At 67.8% G+C, this 15,407-nt stretch carries 14 protein-coding genes; 8 read left to right on the plus strand and 6 right to left on the minus strand.

Features of this window, described 5'->3' with window-relative positions; translation table 11 throughout:
* The first annotated feature begins 207 nt into the window (after positions 1-207).
* The gene (locus tag ACSF8R_RS07620; protein ID WP_434811262.1) at positions 208-1,053 is read left to right on the plus strand and encodes a phage major capsid protein; all 846 of its coding nucleotides are present in this window, start codon (positions 208-210) and stop codon (positions 1,051-1,053) included.
* 21 nt (positions 1,054-1,074) lie between these two features.
* On the opposite strand, the gene ACSF8R_RS07625 is transcribed toward ACSF8R_RS07620, so the two are convergent.
* Positions 1,075-1,764 carry a hypothetical protein gene (locus ACSF8R_RS07625; RefSeq protein WP_434811263.1) on the minus strand — a complete coding sequence of 230 codons (690 nt, stop codon included), beginning with the start codon at positions 1,762-1,764 and terminating at the stop codon, positions 1,075-1,077.
* 289 nt (positions 1,765-2,053) lie between these two features.
* Here ACSF8R_RS07625 and ACSF8R_RS07630 point away from each other — a divergent pair, with 289 nt between their 5' ends.
* On the plus strand, positions 2,054-2,356 hold the full coding sequence (locus ACSF8R_RS07630; RefSeq protein ID WP_434811264.1) for a DUF427 domain-containing protein: 303 nt from the start codon (positions 2,054-2,056) through the stop codon (positions 2,354-2,356).
* Positions 2,357-2,407: 51 nt separating this feature from the next.
* Here the strand turns inward: ACSF8R_RS07630 and ACSF8R_RS07635 are convergent, their stop codons facing one another.
* The 4 genes from ACSF8R_RS07635 to ACSF8R_RS07650 form a co-directional block, all read right to left on the minus strand.
* Entirely contained in the window at positions 2,408-2,953 is a 546-nt protein-coding gene (locus tag ACSF8R_RS07635; RefSeq protein WP_434811265.1) for a type II toxin-antitoxin system PemK/MazF family toxin, read from the minus strand.
* A gap of 69 nt (positions 2,954-3,022) precedes the next feature.
* Entirely contained in the window at positions 3,023-4,240 is a 1,218-nt protein-coding gene (locus ACSF8R_RS07640; RefSeq protein ID WP_434811266.1) for an ammonium transporter, read from the minus strand.
* Positions 4,241-4,437: 197 nt separating this feature from the next.
* On the minus strand, positions 4,438-5,466 hold the full coding sequence (zapE, locus tag ACSF8R_RS07645) for a cell division protein ZapE (RefSeq protein WP_434811267.1): 1,029 nt from the start codon (positions 5,464-5,466) through the stop codon (positions 4,438-4,440).
* 9 nt (positions 5,467-5,475) lie between these two features.
* On the minus strand, positions 5,476-6,567 hold the full coding sequence (locus ACSF8R_RS07650; RefSeq protein WP_434811268.1) for an alpha/beta hydrolase family protein: 1,092 nt from the start codon (positions 6,565-6,567) through the stop codon (positions 5,476-5,478).
* Here ACSF8R_RS07650 and ACSF8R_RS07655 point away from each other — a divergent pair.
* The 6 genes from ACSF8R_RS07655 (at position 6,566) to ACSF8R_RS07680 (ending at position 12,828) form a co-directional block, all read left to right on the plus strand.
* Positions 6,566-6,709, plus strand: a complete 144-nt coding sequence (locus ACSF8R_RS07655) for a hypothetical protein (RefSeq protein ID WP_434811269.1) — start codon at positions 6,566-6,568, stop codon at positions 6,707-6,709. The two genes, ACSF8R_RS07650 and ACSF8R_RS07655, sit on opposite strands and share 2 nt — an antisense overlap.
* 9 nt (positions 6,710-6,718) lie before the next feature.
* Positions 6,719-7,309, plus strand: coding sequence for a DUF3000 domain-containing protein (locus ACSF8R_RS07660; RefSeq protein ID WP_434811270.1), 591 nt, complete (start codon positions 6,719-6,721; stop codon positions 7,307-7,309).
* On the plus strand, positions 7,302-8,498 hold the full coding sequence (locus ACSF8R_RS07665; RefSeq protein ID WP_434811271.1) for a ribonuclease D: 1,197 nt from the start codon (positions 7,302-7,304) through the stop codon (positions 8,496-8,498). Before ACSF8R_RS07660 ends, ACSF8R_RS07665 begins: the two co-directional genes overlap by 8 nt.
* 71 nt (positions 8,499-8,569) lie before the next feature.
* Positions 8,570-9,772, plus strand: coding sequence for a thiolase family protein (locus ACSF8R_RS07670; RefSeq protein ID WP_434811272.1), 1,203 nt, complete (start codon positions 8,570-8,572; stop codon positions 9,770-9,772).
* Between the two features lie 11 nt (positions 9,773-9,783).
* The gene (locus ACSF8R_RS07675; RefSeq protein ID WP_434811273.1) at positions 9,784-11,928 is read left to right on the plus strand and encodes a 3-hydroxyacyl-CoA dehydrogenase NAD-binding domain-containing protein; all 2,145 of its coding nucleotides are present in this window, start codon (positions 9,784-9,786) and stop codon (positions 11,926-11,928) included.
* A gap of 237 nt (positions 11,929-12,165) precedes the next feature.
* Positions 12,166-12,828, plus strand: a complete 663-nt coding sequence (locus tag ACSF8R_RS07680) for an SPFH domain-containing protein (protein WP_434811274.1) — start codon at positions 12,166-12,168, stop codon at positions 12,826-12,828.
* Between the two features lie 75 nt (positions 12,829-12,903).
* Here the strand turns inward: ACSF8R_RS07680 and pepN are convergent, their stop codons facing one another.
* On the minus strand, positions 12,904-15,405 hold the full coding sequence (gene pepN, locus ACSF8R_RS07685) for an aminopeptidase N (RefSeq protein ID WP_434811275.1): 2,502 nt from the start codon (positions 15,403-15,405) through the stop codon (positions 12,904-12,906).
* Positions 15,406-15,407: the final 2 nt, after the last annotated feature.

The raw sequence follows: 15,407 nt of genomic DNA on the forward strand, positions 1-15,407 counted from the left end.
GAGCGGCTTTCGTGGCCTGGCGGGGTGATTGGTCGTCCTGCCAAGCCACGCGCTTAGATTCGATTCTGGCGCGCCGGTGCGGCCGTCAATCTCGCACATGTGTCTGATCGGTCGTATACTGAGGGCGTGCCCTTGCGGCACGTTCTGACGCCCCTTGCGGGCAGACGAGAACTCATCGTTTCTCTCTGCTCTGGAAGGGGCTTTCTCGTGACTCTCTTCACGACTACCAACGACGTCAAGGGCATCAGCCCGGACGCAATCTCGACTCTCATCACGCTCCCGGTGGAGCGTCAGTCGGTCGCCGCTCAGGTCGCCACCGTCATCCCGACGAACGCGACCCGCACGCACATTCCGCTGGTCACCGCGGACCCCTCGGCCGCGTGGGTCGCGGAGGGCGCGGAAATCACCGCGTCGGACCCGACGCTGGACGACGTGATCGTGACCCCGGCGAAGATCGCGGGCCTGACGATCATCACGAACGAACTTGCCGCCGACACCAGCCCCGCCGCCGCTGGCATCGTCGGGGACGGCCTCTCGCGGGATATCGCCCGCAAGATCGACGCCGCATTCTTCGGCACGAACGGCGGCGGTGCCGTCCAGCCGGAGGGCCTGGAGGACGTGGCCGGTGTCGCGGACGTGGACGCCGGTTCGGCGTGGGCGAACCTCGACCCGTTCGCGGAGGCCCTGTCGAACGCGGAGGGCCTGGGGCTCATGGTCGATTCGTTCGTGGCGAACCCTGCGGACGCGCTGATCCTCGCGACCCTGAAGGAATCCACGACCAGCCAGCGCCCGCTTCTCACCCCGGACCCCACTCAGCCGTCGAAGCGGCTTCTTCAGGGTGTGCCGCTGTTCGTCTCCTCGGCCGTGACGGCGGGCACCGTGTGGGGCATCCCGAAGGTACGGGCGATCCTGGTGCGCCGGAACGACGTGGACCTGGCCGTGGACCGTTCCGCGTACTTCACCAGTGACCGCACGGCGATCCGCGCGACCATGCGCGTGTCGTTCGCGTTCCCGCACGCGGCGGCGATTCAGAAGATCGCGCTTAGCGCCTGATCACGTTGGTCGCGGGCCGCGCTAGCCTGCGCCGCCCGCGGTCAGCGCGGCCTGAATGACGGTCGGTGCGGATGCGATTGCGCCGCCGAACGCTGACACTGCGACCTGCGAGAAGAACGAACGCCATTTGTCAGACTTCTTCTCGGACTGATCCGCCGCGGCCTGGAGCGCGACCCAGAGTCGTTCCATCGCTACGTCCAGATCGAAGGTGTTCAGCACGTCGTGCTCTTCGACAGCGGTTCTCGTCTCCTGGACTAGCCGGAGGAGATAGGCGCGAAGTTGAGGAGTGATCGAATCGTCTTCCGCGAGGAGTGCGCTGATGTTGTCGAGCATCGCGGGTATCGTCGCGACGACTTCGGGGGCAACGTGTGCCGCCGTGGTCAGGTCGAGAAGTTCTGCAAGGTGGTCAAGCGAGTCCAGCGCGTGAATCGAAAAGTCCCCCTGCGTGGTCGTCCAACCATGCGGGTAGGCGAGCACGCCGTGCATCCACTGGGGGTAGATGCGCCGATAGGAAGCCATGTTTCGGCCGCGAGTCTCCAGCGCCGTCAACTCACGGTCAATCGCGATCAGGGCTCCCATTGCGCGAAGCATCCCGTGTGTGTCGTCGGCGCTCTGGTCCCCTCCCAGGCCGCGGGCATGGGCCGCCGCGCCTTTCGGGTTTGCGTACCAGGTGACCAGTTGCGAATGAAGGTGGCGGGCAGGGTTCGTCACTGTCGAAGGCTATCGGGCGTGTGGACACGGTGTGGACAGACTCACTGGGAGCCGACGTGAACGGTCGTCACCAAACGGGAGGAGTCCCCTCCCGACCCTTGATATTCCGGGCCGGAAGGGGACTCCCGGGGACTCGAAGGGATGGCCCTTCGCTCTTTCACACGGAAGAGGTCATCAGTTCGAGTCTGGTATCGCCCACCGCCGAAGGCCCGCCGATCTTCTGATCGAGCGGGCCTCGTCCGTTCGGGTGAACGTAGACTGGCCGGCACACCGACGGAGAGGAGGAGCCATGAAGGCTGTCATCGACGGTGCCGTGGTCGCCGAGGCGCCCCAGGAGGATCTCGTCCGCATCGAAGGCAATTGGTACTTCCCGCCGTCGAGCATCGTCGACGGCGCCCTTGCGGAGAGCCCCACGCCGTACACCTGCCCCTGGAAAGGTGCGTGCCAGTACTACGACATCACGGCCGGCGAGCAGCGTGTTCCCGACGGTGCGTGGGCATACCCCGATCTGCTCCCGGGGGCGGTCGAGCGCGTCGGTCGCGATTTCGCCGGCTACGTCGCGTTCGCGCCCGGAGTCCAGATCATCGACTGAGCTCACCCGATCCCGGGATTCGCTGCGGCCAGGGTCACCACGGTGAAGGCCTCATGCACCGACCTTCCAGCCGTAACGTCGGGTGAGGGCCTGCGCGATGATGGCGAATCTTTCGAGATCGAGGATCGCGGCTTCCCGTCGCATGCCATCGTGGTGCACGCTGTACAGCTGTTCGATATCGACCCACGACTCGCGCCCCTGCGCGTCCCACTCCCCCGTCCCGAGTGGGAGGAAGTCGCGATCGCCCTCGTGGGACTTGCTGGTCATTCGTACGGCGTACACGCGCTCCGGACTGATCCGACCGATCACGACGACCGGGCGGTCCTTGCCGCGCCCGTCGTTCTCGGCGTACGGCACCCACGTCCAGATCACTTCGCCGGCGTCGGGGTCGCCATCCCGGTCGGGCGCATACGTGATGCGCAGGCCGTCCGCCGTCGGCGGATCGATCTCGATCGTCTCCGAGGACCCCCTCGACGCGCGCTCGGTCTCGCCCGGGAGTGGTCGCTGCACTTGTTCGTCGAGCACCGCGGCACCACCGGTGAACAGGTTGACGAGCCCCTTCCAGAGCCCCCGGCGGGAGGTGTCCTTCGGTGTCATGGCTTCACGGTATCGCGCCGAAGGGGCACCGGACCGAAGCCCGGCGCCCCTTCGGGTGCGAGATGTGGATCAGTCGACGAGCGCGTAGCCCTCTTCACCGTGGACCACGGTGTCGATGCCCGCGATCTCGTCCTCGTTCTTCACGCGGAAGCCGATCGTCTTCTCGATGGCGAAGCCGATGATGTAGGCGACGACGAAGGAGTAGACCAGCACCGCGAGGGCCGCGACGGTCTGCGAGAGGAGCTGGCCGGCGTCGCCGCCGACGAACAGTCCGGTGCCCGTTGCGAAGAAGCCCAGGTACAGGGTTCCGATGAGGCCGCCGACGAGGTGGATGCCGACCACGTCGAGCGCGTCGTCGAAGCCGAGCTTCCACTTCAGCTCGATCGAGAAGGCGCACACGACACCGGCGATGAGGCCGAGCAGGAGCGCCCAACCCGGGGCGAGGGCGGCACAGGCCGGGGTGATCGCGACGAGACCGGCGACAGCACCGGAGGCGGCACCGACGGAGGTCGCCTTGCCGTCCTTCAGCTTCTCGACGAGGACCCAGCCGAGGATGGCTGCTGCGGTCGCGCCGAGCGTGTTGACGACGATGAGACCGACCGACTGGTCTTCGGTGCCGAGCAGGCCGAAGGTGCCCTCGGCGCCGGCGTTGAAGCCGAACCAGCCGAACCACAGGATCGCGGCACCGAGCATGACCAGCGGCACGTTGTGTGGCTTGTTGATGCCCTTCTGGAAGCCGACACGCTTGCCGAGGACGAGCGCGAGGGCGAGTGCGGCTGCGCCGGCGTTGATGTGGACAGCGGTTCCACCGGCGTAGTCGATGACGGCGGGCAGGCCCGTCTCGTCACCCCAGTTGAAGATCCAGCCGTCGCCCCACACCCATGCGGCGACCGGGAAGTACACGACGACCGCGAACAGTCCGGCGAACAGCATCCAGGCGCCGAACTTGGCGCGGTCGGCGATGGCGCCGGAGATGAGCGCGACGGTGATGATGGCGAAGGTGGCTCCGAAGGTCGCGCCGACGAGCGTGTCGCTGTCAGCGCTCGCGAGGCCGAAGTCGGCGAACGGGTTGCCGGAGAAGGCGAACGTGCCGCCGCCGAGGCTCATGTTGAATCCGAAGAGGATCCAGAGCACGCCGACCAGGCCCATCGCACCGAAGCTCATCATCATCATGCTGACGACGCTCTTGGCCTTGACGAGGCCACCGTAGAAGAACGCCACGCCGGGCGTCATGAAGAGTACGAGGGCTGTCGCGGCGACAGACCACGCGAGGTTTCCGCTGTCCATGAAGTTCCTCACTCATGTGTTGTGTAACTCGGTCCCGGTCCGCTGCAGACGTCGGGACGCGGCGTTTTCGGGCGCGACCAGTTTCGCGAGGTGCCGTTACCGGCGTCGTGCGTGCCGTGTTTCGCGCCTGTTACACAAGTGTCTGTGAGGTAAACATCACGTTTCGCGGGGCCGGGAACCGCCACCGCATCCAGCGGTCAGCTGTGCGTGAGTGCGACGAGTCGTGAGATGGCGCGGAGGTACTTCTTGCGGTACCCGCCGGCGAGCATCTCCTGGCTGAAGACGTCGTCCAGCGGCGTTCCCGTCGCGCGGATCGGTATCTGCGCGTCGTACGCGCGGTCGACGAACGCGACGAAACGCAGCGCGGCGGATTGGTCGTCGAGCTGTGTGATCTCGCGCAGTCCGATCGCGTCGACACCGGCGATGAGGCGGATGTAGCGAGAGGGGTGCACGGAGGCGAGATGGCGGACCAGGTCGGCGAAGGCGTCGTCGGATGCCGTCCCGCCGCCGGCCGCCTCGGTCAGGGCCGCCTCGTACGCATCGCTGTCCTGCACCCGCGCGTGTCCGTCGACGGCGCGCTGGCGGTAGTCGGTGCCGTCGATGCGGATCGTCTCGAAGCTCGCCGACATGGCGTGGATCTCGCGGAGGAAGTCCTGCGCCGCGAATCGGCCTTCGCCGAGCGCGTTCGGCGGTGTATTGGAGGTCGCGGCGAGCTTCGTCCCCCCGGGAACCAACTCCCCGAGCAATCGGGTCATCACCATCGTGTCCCCGGGGTCGTCGAGTTCGAATTCATCGATGCACAGCAACTGTGCACCGCGGAACAGTTCGACTGTCTTCTGATACCCGAGTGCGCCCACGAGCGCCGTGTACTCGATGAACGAGCCGAAGTACTTCCGGCGCGCGGGCATCGCGTGGTAGATCGACGCGAGCAGGTGCGTCTTTCCCACGCCGAAACCGCCGTCGAGGTAGACGCCCGGCTTCATCTCCGGAGCCTTCTTCGCCCGGCGGAACAGGCCGCCGCCTTTCACGGGTGCTCCCCCGCTGCTGAAGGCGATCAGCTGATCCTTCGCCGCCTGCTGCGAGGGATAGTCCGCATCGGCGCGGTAGGTGTCGAAGGTCGCACCATCGAACTGCGGCGGTGGCACGAGCGCCGCGACCATCTCATCGCCGGTCACCTGCGGGTGACGGTCGCTCAGATGGACGATGGCGGTCGACGTGCTGCTCACACCGAAAGCCTAGACGCCGCCCCGGTCGTCCTCCGCAGCGATATGACGCTCCAGCCACGACGTGATCGCGGCCTCCCATCGCTGCGGATCGTAGTTCCACAGCTTGGTGTGGCGCGCCACCGAGAACGTCTCGAGCTCGACGAGGTCCGGCCTGGCTGCGGCCAGCCCGTGCGACGCATCCGACGGCACGAACCCGTCGTCGTCGCTGTGCAGGATCAGCATGGGATGCCGAAGCTCCGCCGCCCGCGCCACCAGATCGAGCCGGTCGAATCGTATGGGCGTGTCGGCGCCGGTGACCGCCCGGGTCCATCCGCGTTCGAGCGTGCCCATCGCCAGTCCCGCGACCGCAGCCGGTACCCGCAGTTGGCGAGCGTGGTAGCCGAGCACGATGCGCCAGTCAACGACCGGCGACTCCAGCACGAGGCCCGCGATCCGCTCGCGGTGCGCCGAGTTCAGCGACAGCTGGAGCGTGATCGCGCCACCCATCGACCACCCCATCAGCAGCACACGTCTCGCGCCGTTGCGCAGCGCGTAGGTGATCGCCGCGTCCACGTCTCGCCACTCCGTCAGTCCGAGCGCGTATGTCCCGGCCCGGCTCCTGGGTGCGTCACCGTCGTTGCGATACGAGACCAGCAGACTCGTCACACCGGCGGCGTGGAACAGCGGCACCGCTCGCAGGCATTCCGCCCGCGTCGTACCCCGGCCGTGCACCTGGATCACCCAGGTGTGCGACGAATCGTCGGGAGCAGGGAACAGCCACGCCGGGCAGCGACCGATCGGCGCGTCGATCTGTACGTCGCGGTACGGCAGGTGGAGCTGGTCGGGGTGATCGAAGTACCAGCCGCTGAACGCGGCCTTCGCCGACAGGCGGGAATGCTCGTCGACCTCGGTCAGCAGCTTCCGCGTGACCCGCGTCGTATCGGAGGAGAGGACGGTGCCCAGCTTCACATAGCTCGACGTGCCGGTCGTGAACAGCCCGTACCGTCCGGGCAACGCCGTGTCGGGGGTGCGTCGCAGGGTGATGGTCTGCGCCGATGTGTCGACGTCGAGGATATCGGTGTCGGCGACCCGGCCGCCCGGGGTCACGATGCGGCGCGCCATGCGCACCGAGACCGCCGCTGAAACTGCCGCGACGGCGGCGAACCCGGCAGCGGTCACCGTCAACGCCCCCCGCAACGCGGTGTTCCGTGCCGCGCCGCCGGGCACGGCGCGCCTGGGTGCCATCATCGTGCGCTCACTCTAGTCTGTCGGCGTGGATGATCCCCGTCCCCCGGCCGGTTCCGCGGCCTTCTCCGCCGTGGCCGACGGTTTGCGTGCGATGACGTTCCGAAGCGATTTCGTCGTGCGCGAGATCCCCGCTCCCGGTTCGCTGGCCCCCGAGGCGGTCGCGTTCGCGGGCGACGTGCGCCCGGAAGCGCACGGCGTGGACTCGATGTACGGCACTGGCCGATTCATCCTGCTCCATGACCCCGACGAACCGGATGCCTGGAACGGCGCGTGGCGCGTCGTGTGCTTCGCGCAAGCACCGCTCGAAGTCGAAATCGGCATGGATCCGTTCCTCGCCGACGTCACGTGGTCATGGTTGGAGGACGCGTTGCGCACTCGAAGCGCGTCGGCCCACTCGATGTCCGCCACAGCGACGAAAACCCTGTCGAAGGGGTTCGGTTCGCTCGCGGTGGAGGGCGACGGAGCGCAGATCGAGCTGCGCGCATCATGGTCCCCTGCCGGGGACATGCGGGCGCACCTGGATGCGTGGGCCGAAGTGACGTGCATGATGGCCGGGCTCCCGCCCGGTTCGGAGGGGATCGCCGTCTTCGGAGGGAACAGGACGATCCGTGGCTGAGTACGACGTCATCGCCGATCAGGCGGGACTGGAAAAGGTGTGTGCGGCGCTCGCCGCGGGGAACGGCCCGGTCGCGGTCGACGTGGAACGGGCCTCGGGATTCCGATACTCCCAGCGTGCCTATCTGATCCAGGTGTACCGACGAGGGGCCGAAGTGTTCCTGATCGATCCGCCTGCCGTCGGTGACCTCTCGCCGCTGCAGGCCGTGATCGGCGACGCGGAGTGGGTGCTGCACGCGGCGAGTCAAGATCTGCCGTCGCTGCGCGAGGTCGAACTCGTGCCGCCTCGCATCTTCGACACCGAGTTGGCCGCGCGCCTTCTCGGCCACGAGCGTGTCGGGCTCGGCGCCGTCGTCGAGGACACACTCGGGATCACACTCGCCAAGGCGCATTCTGCGGCGGATTGGTCGACGAGGCCCCTGCCGCAATCGTGGCTCGAGTATGCGGCGCTCGATGTGCTGCATCTGATCGACGTGTATGACGCCCTGGTCGCGGAACTGGCCGAGCAGGGCAAGTCCGACTTCGCGGCCGAGGAGTTCGAGGCCGTCCGCACCCGCCCGGCAAAGCCTCCGCGCGAAGAGCCGTGGCGCCGCTTGAGTGGGTTGCACACGGTCAAGGGGCGGCGTGCCCTGGCCGTCGCGCGCAGCCTGTGGCAGGCCCGAGAGGACTACGCGCGGGAGCAGGACACGGCACCGGGTCGACTCGTCCCCGATCGCGCCCTTGCAGCGGCGGTACGCGCCGAGCCCGCGACGAAGGCCGATCTGGCACGGCTGAAGGAGTTCACAGGTCGCGCCAGTCGCAGTCAACTCGACCGCTGGTGGGCTGCCATCGAGGCGGGCCGGGTCGACCCTGAGCTTCCTGCCGCGCGCGGCAGCGGTGACGGCATGCCGCCACCGCGGGCATGGGCAGACCGCAATCCCGAGGCCGATGCGCGGCTGAAGGCCGCGCGGCCCGAAGTGGAGGCCGTCGCAGCGGCCCTGGGGATGCCCACAGAGAACCTGCTGACGCCGGATCTGCTGCGCCGTGTCGCGTGGACGCCGCCGACCCAGATCGATGCCGGGACCATCGGCGAGGCACTCGCGGGGCTTGGCGCGCGCTCGTGGCAGATTGGGCAAACTGCACAGGTGATCGCCGATGCCTTTGTCGGTTCCGTGCACGAGCCCGCACCCGGCTCGGAGCGCGCTTCGTAGATTCGGCCCAACCGATTTCTTCGGACCGACGGCCTCCCTACGCTGGGATCATCCCTACCTTTGGAGGCAGTGTGGCCGAGCTTTCGGACGTCTACTTCGTCGATGGAATGCGCACCCCGTTCGGGCGTGCCGGCGAAAAGGGCATGTACTGGAACACACGAGCTGATGACCTCGCCGTCAAGGCGACGATCGGACTCATGGAACGCAACGCGGGCGTGCCCGCCGATCGCGTCGACGATGTCGCCATCGCCGCGACCAGCCAGACCGGCGACCAGGGCTTGACGCTGGGCCGCTCGGTCGCGATTCTGGCCGGCCTGCCGCAGACCGTGCCTGGTTTCGCCATCGACCGCATGTGCGCCGGTGCCATGACGAGTGTCACCACGATGGCCGGTTCCATCGCGGCGGGCATGTACGACGTCGCGCTCGCCGGTGGTGTCGAGCACATGGGCCACCACCCCATCGGCGGCAACACCGACCCCAACCCGCGATTCGTCGCCGAGAAGATGGTCGACCCGGGAGCTCTCAACATGGGTGTGACCGCCGAGCGCATCTTCGATCGCTTCCCGCACCTGACCAAGGAGCGCTCCGACCGCTTCGGCATGCTCAGCCAGCACAAAGCGCAGGCCGCGTACGACGCCGGCAAGTTCCAGTCCGACCTGGTGTCGGTCGCGGTGAAGGACGCCGAGGGTGCATGGGGGCTCGCCACGGAGGACGAGGGACGTCGCCCGCAGACGACGATGGAGGATCTCGCTGCCCTCAAGACGCCCTTCCGTCCGCACGGTCGGGTGACGGCCGGGACCTCCTCCCCACTCACCGACGGCGCGACCATGTCGCTGCTGGCCGGTGGCGGCGCCGTGAAGGAACTGGGCCTGAAGCCCAAGATGAAGCTCGTGTCGTACGCCTTCGCCGGCGTGCAGCCGGAGATCATGGGCATCGGGCCGATCCCGTCGACAGAGAAGGCGCTGAAGAAGGCGGGCCTGTCGATCACCGATATCGGCCTGTTCGAGCTCAACGAAGCCTTCGCGATCCAGGTGATCTCGCTGCTCGATCACTTCGGCATCGCCGATGACGACCCGCGCGTGAACCAGTGGGGCGGCGCGATCGCCCTCGGTCACCCGCTCGCCGCGTCCGGCGTGCGCCTGATGATCCAGCTCGCGGCACAGTTCGCCGAGCGCCCCGACGTCCGCTACGGCCTCACCGCGATGTGCGTGGGCCTCGGCCAGGGCGGCTCGGTCATCTGGGAGAACCCGCACTACAACGGTAAGAAGCGCTGAGGAACGCCGACATGACGAACTACGAGAGCATCGACTTCTCCCCCATTCAGGCGCTCACGGGTGACGAGGTGATCACCCGCTCGACCGCACGCGACATCACGCTGCCGTCCGGCAAGGTCCTCGCACTCATCACGCTCGACAACGGACGCGACCACACCCGACCGAACACGCTGGGTCCCGCGACGATGACGGCGCTCGGCGAAACGCTCGACGCAGTCAAGGCGCGCGCGGCGGCTGGCGAGATCCAGGCGGTCGGCATAACGGGCAAGCAGTACATCCTCGCCGCCGGCGCCGACCTGTCCGACATCACCAAGGTCGGCTCGCGTGAGAACGCGAAGCTCGTCGCGCAGCTCGGCCACCACGTGCTCGGCAAGCTCTCCGACCTCGGCGTGCCTTCGTTCGCGTTCGTGAACGGTCTCGCCCTCGGTGGCGGGCTCGAGATCGCGTTGAACTCGACGTACCGCACCGTCGACGCGTCGGCCGCGGCCATCGCGCTGCCCGAGGTCTTCCTCGGCATCATCCCCGGCTGGGGCGGCGCGTACCTGCTGCCAAATCTCATCGGCATCGAGAACGCCCTCGAGGTCGTCATCAGCAACCCGCTCAAGCAGAACCGGATGCTGAAGCCCCAGCAGGCGTTCGACCTCGGCATCGTCGACGCGATCTTCCCGGCGGCGAACTACCTCGAGAACTCGCTGCGCTGGGCCGACGGCGTGCTGTCGGGCAAGACGAAGGTGGAGCGCAAGAACGAGCCCGGCAAGATCGAGCGCCTCACCAAGTGGCCCATCGCCATCAAGATGGCGCGCGGCATGCTCGAGTCGAAGATCGGCACCGTGCCCAAGAGCCCATACGTCGCGCTCGATCTGCTCGACAAGGCGCGCTCGGGTACGAAGGCCGAAGGGTTCGCGCGCGAGGACGAGGCCCTGGCCGACCTCGTCGTCGGCGATCAGTTTGCGGCATCCATGTACGCGTTCGACCTCGTGCAGAAGCGCGCCAAGCGACCTGTCGGCGCGCCCGACAAGGCGCTCGCGAAGAAGGTCACGAAGGTCGGCATCATCGGTGCCGGGCTCATGGCCAGCCAGTTCGCGCTGCTGTTCGTGCGCAGACTGCAGGTGCCCGTTCTCATCACCGACCTCGATCAGGCGCGCGTCGACAAGGGCGTCGCCTACATCCACGACGAGATCGGAAAGCTCGAGGCGAAGGGTCGCTTGGATGCCGACAGCGCGAACAAGCTGCGCGGGCTCGTGACGGGCACCACCGACAAGTCGCTCTACGCGGACTGCGACTTCGTGATCGAGGCCGTCTTCGAGGAGGTCGGCGTCAAGCAGGCCGTGTTCGGTGAGATCGAGCGGATCATCGCCGAAGACACGATCCTTGCGACGAACACCTCGTCGCTGTCGGTCGAAGAGATCGGCGCGAAACTCGCCCACCCCGAGCGCCTCGTCGGCTTCCACTTCTTCAACCCGGTGGCCGTCATGCCGCTCATCGAGATCGTCAAGACGGAGCACACCTCCGAGGCTGCGCTGTCGACTGCGTTCGTCGTGGCGAAGGGCCTCGGTAAGAACGCGGTGCTGACCGCCGACGCGCCGGGCTTCGTCGTCAACCGGCTGCTCGCCAAGGTCATGGGCGAGGCGGCCCGTGCCGTCTACGAAGGCACGCCGGTGGCCGACGTCGAGAAGGCGTTCGGCCCACTGGGTCTGCCGATGGGGCCGTTCCAGCTCATCGACCTCGTCGGCTGGAAGGTCGCCGCGCACGTGCAGGACACGATGGTGCGCGCGTTCCCCGACCGCTTCTACGCCAACGACAACTTCCACAAGCTCGCCGAGCTGCCCGAGGTCGTCGAGAAGGACAAGGGCGGTCGCGTCACCGGCTTCACGAAAGCCGCGGAGAAGGTCTCGAAGGATGCCATCGGCACCACGCCCGCATCTGCCGAGACGATCCTGCAGCGCGTGCAGGACGGACTCGCGCAGGAGATCAAGATCATGCTCGACGAGGGTGTCGTACCCGAGGTCGAGGACATCGACTTGTGCCTCATCCTGGGCGCGGGCTGGCCCTTCATCGACGGCGGGGCAACCCCCTACCTCGACCGTGAAGGCGCAAGCGAGCGCGTGTTCGGCGACACGTTCCACAACCCGCCGATCCGCGGCATCGGAGCCTGACCGACCTGCTCCACCGGAACGACCCCGTATCGCGTCAGCGTGCGGGGTCGTTCCGTGTCCGAGCCGCGAAGCGAACGGTCGGCGACGGTCCGGTGAACTCTGCGCGCTGCGCCCCGAAACGCGCTTTCGGGGGCTTGTCGACGGGGCATTCTGGTCGCGTCGGATCCCGTCGTCACCAGACTTGAGGAGCGCATTCGGATGGTCGAAGCCGTCAGTTCGTTGTTCACCGCGAGTTCCATGAACACCGCGATCAAGACCGGTGGCGCTGTCCTCACGGTGTTGTTGGTGATCCCCGCACTGTTCAAGCTCTTCGTCGTCACCGTCGAAGAAGGCTCGGCCGCGATCAGAACCCGCAACGGCAAGCCGATCGTTCGCAGGCCCGCCCGTGCGCCCCGTGATGAGCCCGGCGAGCTGGTCGTGCTGCGGCCGGGCACCCACGGGGCCTTTCCCGTGCTCGCGTGGTACCGGTTGGTCGATGTGCGGGTGCGCTCGACGGACCTGGCGCCGCGGCAGCTCACCGGTGCGGCCGGCCACCAGCACCTCGTGCATGCGTCGTTCGATTGGCGGCCGATCGTGACCGGCGCCGATCTGCGGGTGCTCGAGCTCGACGTGGTCAACGTCAAGGAACGCGCCGGCAACATCATCGGCGCGGGACTGCGCGACATCGTGCACGACCTCGGTGGGGCGGTCCTTCCCCCGAACACGGTGCTGGGGCCGATGATCGTCGCAGCGTGCGCGGAGCGCGTGCGAAGGCGGTGCGGAATCGAGCTGCTGACCGTCGACGTCACCGGCGATGCGCTGACAGACGGCTACCTGCTGTCGGAGGCGCTGACGGCAACCGGAGACGACCGGGCGCACAGGGCGCTCGCGGCGGCGTGGCCGGCGGCACTCCGTGGTTGAGTTGCTCGACCTCATCGCGAGGTGCGATCGTGACCGCCCTCTCGCCGCCGACGCCGAAGTCGCGCTCGCGGTCGATCAGTCCGGCTGAGCGGCCCGCACCCGCAGGTCGCGGGCCAGCCCGTCGCGCTGCTCGATGACGATCCGTCGGAGGGCACCTGGTGCGTCCGTGTTCGCCGCCAGCCACCCGTCCGCGGCATCGAGCGACTCGGCGCTCGGAAACAGCCCCCGCACCAGCCGCCGTGCGATCTCGATGCTGCGGTGTGACCACACGTCCCGAATCCGCCCGAAGTAGTCGGCATCGAACGCGGCGATCAGATCCCGCCTGGCCCCGGCGCGGATGCCGGAGATCGTCGCATCCAGATGGTCGTTGCTGAGGGACTCGTCCGTCCACGCAGCCGTCCATGCGGCAGCTCGCACGTCCGAATCGGGGCGGGCGGCGAGGACGGCGCGGTGCATCGTTCGACCCTTCGCCGTCGGATCCGACGCGAGCTCCGCGTCAGCCCGTGCTGCATCCGCGTGCCCGGTTGCCGCAAGCGCGAACAGCCACCCCCAGCGCAACTCGGCGTCGAGGACCAGTCCGTCGGGTACCTGCGCCTCGCCGGCGAGCATCGCTGAGATCTCCGGCGCATTCTCGTCGGCGACAGCTGCGGCGACCCCGAGCGCTCGCGCCCACGCGAGCTGCGCGTCGCTTCCGGGCTGCGCCGTCCAGAGCGCATCCCACACGGCCGCCAGCCAGCTGCGTCGCAGTCCTGCACGATCGCTCTCGCTCGCATAGCGCGCGATCGCGGCGCTCGCGTGCGAAATCGCGTCAGCCAGCAGCGCGGAGTTCGCCTCTGCCGGCGCGTGGCGCGCCACGATGTCGAGATAGCGACGAACGGGCAGGTCGCCGTCGCGGGTCGCATTCCACAGCGCCGCCCACACGACAGCACGGGCGAGCGCATCGTCGATGCTCGAGAGACCAGCGGCGACGGCATCCGTCGACCGTTCGTCGAGCCGCACCTTCGCATAGGTACGGTCATCGTCGTTCGGCAGGATCAGGTCCGCATCGGGCAGCACGGGCGCCGAGAGGCGCGTGCGCGCGCCGACGATGTCGGCGTCGACCCCGCCGCGCCTGACCAGACGATCGCCTTCCAACCCGTAAAGCCCCACCGTGAGGCGGTGCGGGCGCGGATCAGTCTGCACGACGTGCAACATGTCGTCGTCACGGTCGACGGAGATCTCCGACATGCCGGTCGTCTGCAACCACGCGTCGCTCCACGCGCGGAGATCGCGCCCAGAGGCACGTTCGAGTGCGTCGAGAAGATCGGTGAGGGTCGTGTTGCCGAACGCGTGCGCGGCGAAATAGCGTTGCGCGCCGCGGAAGAAGGCATCCTCCCCCACGAACGCGACGAGCTGTTTGAGCACCGAGGCACCCTTGGCGTAGGTGATGCCGTCGAAATTGAGTTTCGCGGCCTCCAGATCGGTGATGTCCGCGACGATCGGGTGGGTCGTGGGCAGTTGATCCTGCTCATACGCCCACCCCTTGCGGCGGCTCGCGAACGACACCCAGGCGTCCTCGTGCGCCCCGGTCGCGACATTCGCGTGGGCACCCATGAAGTCCGCGAACGACTCCTTGAGCCACAGGTCGTCCCACCATCGCATCGTCGCGAGGTCGCCGAACCACATGTGCGCCATCTCGTGCAGGATCGTGTTCGCCCTGCCCTCGTGCTGTGCCCTTGTGGACGCACCGCGGAAGACGTACGCCTCCGTGAAGGTCACGAGCCCAGGGTTCTCCATCGCGCCCAGGTTGTACTCCGGCACGAAGATCTGGTCGTACTTGCCCCACGGGTAGGCGTAGTCGAACGCCTCCGAGAAGAAGTCCAGGCCCCGTCGGGTGACGTCGAGGATCTCGTCCGCGTCGAGGTGCTCGACCAGCGACGCCCGACACAGCACGCCGAGCGCGACCTGCTGCTCCCCGCTGCGCCACACGCCGTCGACCCGGTGGTACGGCCCCGCGGCGACGGCGGTGATGTAGCTCGACAGCGGCAGCGTCTCGGCGAAGTCGATGCGCACTCCCCCTTTCACCGGCTCTCTGCTTGTCTCGGCGCCGTTGGACAGCACCGTCCAGTCGGTCGGCGCGCTCACCTGGAACGACCATCGCGCCTTCAGATCCGGCTGCTCGAAGCAGGGGTAGACACGGCGGCAGTCCGCCGGTTCGTACTGCGTGTACAGGTACACCGCGTCGTCGACGGGATCGACGAAACGGTGCAATCCCTCGCCCGATCGGCTGAAGCGGCCGCGCCCGCGCACGGTCACTGTGTTGCGCGACTGAAGCGACGACACCCGCACGCGCGCACCGTCCCAGTCGACCTCCTGCGCCGCCCCGTTGACCACAACTTCATCCACCGACGTGCCGATGAAGTCGATCCACGTCGCCGTCGCGCCATCGGCGTCGAAGACGAACGTCGATGCCGTCGCGAAGGTCTCGTCACCGAGGTCTCGCGCGCCTCGCAGATCGAGGTCGACTGACACGGTGTGCACGCTGATCGAGGCGGCGCGGTCGGCCGTCTCGTCGCGGTGGAGATTGGCGGTGCTCATCC

The sequence above is a fragment of the Microbacterium sp. bgisy189 genome (assembly GCF_965345345.1).
Taxonomy (GTDB): domain Bacteria; phylum Actinomycetota; class Actinomycetes; order Actinomycetales; family Microbacteriaceae; genus Microbacterium.